The sequence below is a fragment of the Streptomyces sp. WELS2 genome (assembly GCF_013870595.1).
Taxonomy (GTDB): Bacteria; Actinomycetota; Actinomycetes; order Streptomycetales; family Streptomycetaceae; genus Streptomyces.
Window position 1 is genome coordinate 1 of record NZ_JACBWZ010000803.1, and the last position, 2,755, is coordinate 2,755.

A 2,755-nucleotide genomic window follows, 5' to 3' on the forward strand; every position below is an offset into this window, starting at 1 on the left:
GAGCGGGCGCCTCCCGGACGGCGCGAGCTGGATCGCCGACCTGCCCGACCGCTGGAACGGCACCCTGCTGCTGTTCAGCCACGGCTACGGCCCCACCACCGCCCAGGACGCCCCCTCCCCCGCCGCCGGCCGGGCCCTCCTGGCCGAGGGCTACGCGCTGGCCGGCTCCTCCTACGACCCCAACGGCCCCTGGTGGGCGCTGGAGAGCGCCGAGCGCGACCAGCTCGCCACCCGGGAGGCGTTCGCCGCCGCCGTGGGCCGCCCCGACCGAACCCTGTCCGTCGGGCAGTCCATGGGCGGCCTGGTCAACGCCCGGCTCGCGCGGGACGCGGACGGCGGCATCGACGGCGCCCTGGGCCTGTGCGGCCTGGTCGCCGGCGGTGTCGACCTGGAGAACTACCAGTTGGACGCCGAGTACACGATCGCGTCCCTGCTCGCCCCGGAAGAACACCTGCGGCTGGTGGACTTCGCCGACCAGGACACGGCCGCCGCGACCGCGGCCCGGCTCACCGCCGCCGTGGAGCGTGCCCAGGCCACGCCCGCGGGCCGGGCGCGGATCGCGCTCGCCGCCGCGTACCTCAACCTGCCCGACTGGGCCCCGGGGCAGAACCCGCCCGCGCCCGGCGACGCCGAAGGGCAGGAGGCCCAGCAGTACGCCTGGTTCGCCCAGGGCGTGCTGTCGTTCATCGTGCCCGCGCGCTACTCCGTCGAGCAGTCGGCGGGCGGCAACACCTCCTGGAACGCGGGTGTGGACTACGCCGGGCTGCTGCGCTCCTCGGAGCACGCCGACCAGGTCCGGGCGCTGTACCGGACGGCGGGACTGGATCTGCGCGCCGATCTCACCGCCCTGACCCGCGGCGCCCGGGTGCACGCCGACCCGCAGGCGGTGCGCCGCCTTCAGCGCAGCTCCACCGCCGGGCAGGGCCTGGCCGTGCCGCTGCTGGACCTGCACACCACCTCCGACCAACTGGTCCCCGTGCAGCAGGAGAACGCGTTCGCCGCCCGGGTACGGGCCGCCGGTGACGGCGCCCTGCTGCGCCAGGCCTACGTCGCCCGCCAGGGCCACTGCGGCTTCACCGCGGCCGAGGTCGTCGCGGGCGTGCACGCCCTGGAGCACCGGGTGGTCTCGGGCCGCTGGGACGGCGGCACCACGCCGGCGGCCCTGCAGCGCGCCGCGCAGGCCCTAGGCCTCGACGGAGCGGCGTTCGTCCCCTACCGGCCCACGCGCCTCGTCGTCGGCCGCCGCCACTCCTGATCCTCCGGATCCCTCTCCCGCCGGCCTTCCACCCCTGGACCCGCCATGTCGCTGACCGACCCCCGCTCCTCCGCGCCCTCCGCCGGCCCCTCGTCGAGCCGGCTGCCGCTCGGCACCCTCGTCGCCGGCTGTCTCGCGGTCTGCCTCGCCCAGATCGCCCTCGCCGTGCCCGCCACCCTCAACGGCCTCTTCCAGGAGGACCTGCATCCGATCGGCTCCCAACTGACCTGGATCTCCGACGCGTTCCTGCTGCCGGTGACCGTGCTGGAACTCACCTTCGGTGTCCTCGGCGACCTGTTCGGACGCAAGCGGCTGCTCGTGGGCGGCTCCGTCCTGGTCGTCGTGGGCGAGGCCGTCTCCGCCGTGAGCGGCGGCGTCCACCTGCTGTGGGTCGGACAGGTGGTCTCCGGCCTCGGTGCGGCGGCGCTCTTCCCGACCTCGCTCGCCATGATCGCGGCGGGCACGCACAGTCACCGGGACCGGGCGCGCGGCATCACCGTGTGGGCGGCCGCCCTGTCCACCGGCGGGTTCGTCGCCCCCGTCATCGGCGGCGTCACCGGCAGCCACGACTCCTGGCGCGCGGCGTTCGTGGTGGTCGTGGTGATCGCCGTGGCCAGCACCGCGGTCAGCCTGCTGGGCGCCGCCGACTCCCGGGCGCCCGAGGGCCGCTCGCTGGACCTCGGCGGACAACTCACCGTCGGCGTCGGCCTGTTCGCGCTGCTGTACGCGGTCATCCAAGGGCCGACGGACGGCTGGGGCTCGACCCCGGTCGTCGTCGCGTTCGTGGTCGCCGCGGTGTTCGTCGTGCTCTTCGTCGTCGCCGAGCGGCGCGCCCGTACCCCGCTGCTGCGCCTGGACCTGTTCGCCAACCGGGCGTTCGCCGTCGCCTCGGTCGTCGCGGTCGTCGGCATGTTCGGCTTCCTGGGCACCGCCTACGCCACCAGCATCCGGCTGGGCCCCGTGCAGCACCAGAGTCCGCTGCGCACCTCCGTGGCCTTCCTGCTGCTCAACGGCCTCACCCTGCTCCTGGCCCCGCTCACCTCGCGGCTGCTGGAGCGGGTCAGCGGGCGCTGGATCCTCACCGTGGGCCTGGCGCTGATGGCCGCGGGCGATTTCCTCGCCGCGACCCTGCCGGTGGAGAACCGGGCACTGACCTCCCTGGTGCTGCCCCTGGGCCTGGTCGGTGCCGGGTTCGCGTTGACCGTCTCCTCGATCACCGCCACCGCCGTGAACACGGTCCCGCTGCGCTACGCCGGCATGGCGAGCGCCTCCACCAGCCTGCTCCGCGACTTCGGGTTCACCCTGGGACCGGCGGTCATCGGCGCCGTCGCCCTCAGCCGCGCGGGCTCGCTGTTCAGCTCCGACCTGCACCGCTCCGCGCTCGGTCCGCAGGTCAAGGCGGCCGCCGCCGAGGTCGCCGCGGAAGGCGGCCCGCTGGCCGTCAACTCGGTCCCGGCTGTTCCTGCTGCTGTGGGGGCTGCCGTTCCTCGTCGAGGCACA

General features: G+C 75.1%; 2 protein-coding genes. Both read left to right on the top strand.

The features are described from left to right. Positions 1 to 1,255, top strand: a 1,255-nt coding sequence (locus H5J33_RS30080) for an alpha/beta hydrolase (protein ID WP_181797943.1), incomplete at its 5' end; no start/stop codon positions are given. 45 nt (positions 1,256 to 1,300) lie between these two features. Next, positions 1,301 to 2,755 (top strand): MFS transporter (locus tag H5J33_RS30085; protein WP_181797944.1); only part of this gene is annotated, 1,455 nt, incomplete at its 3' end.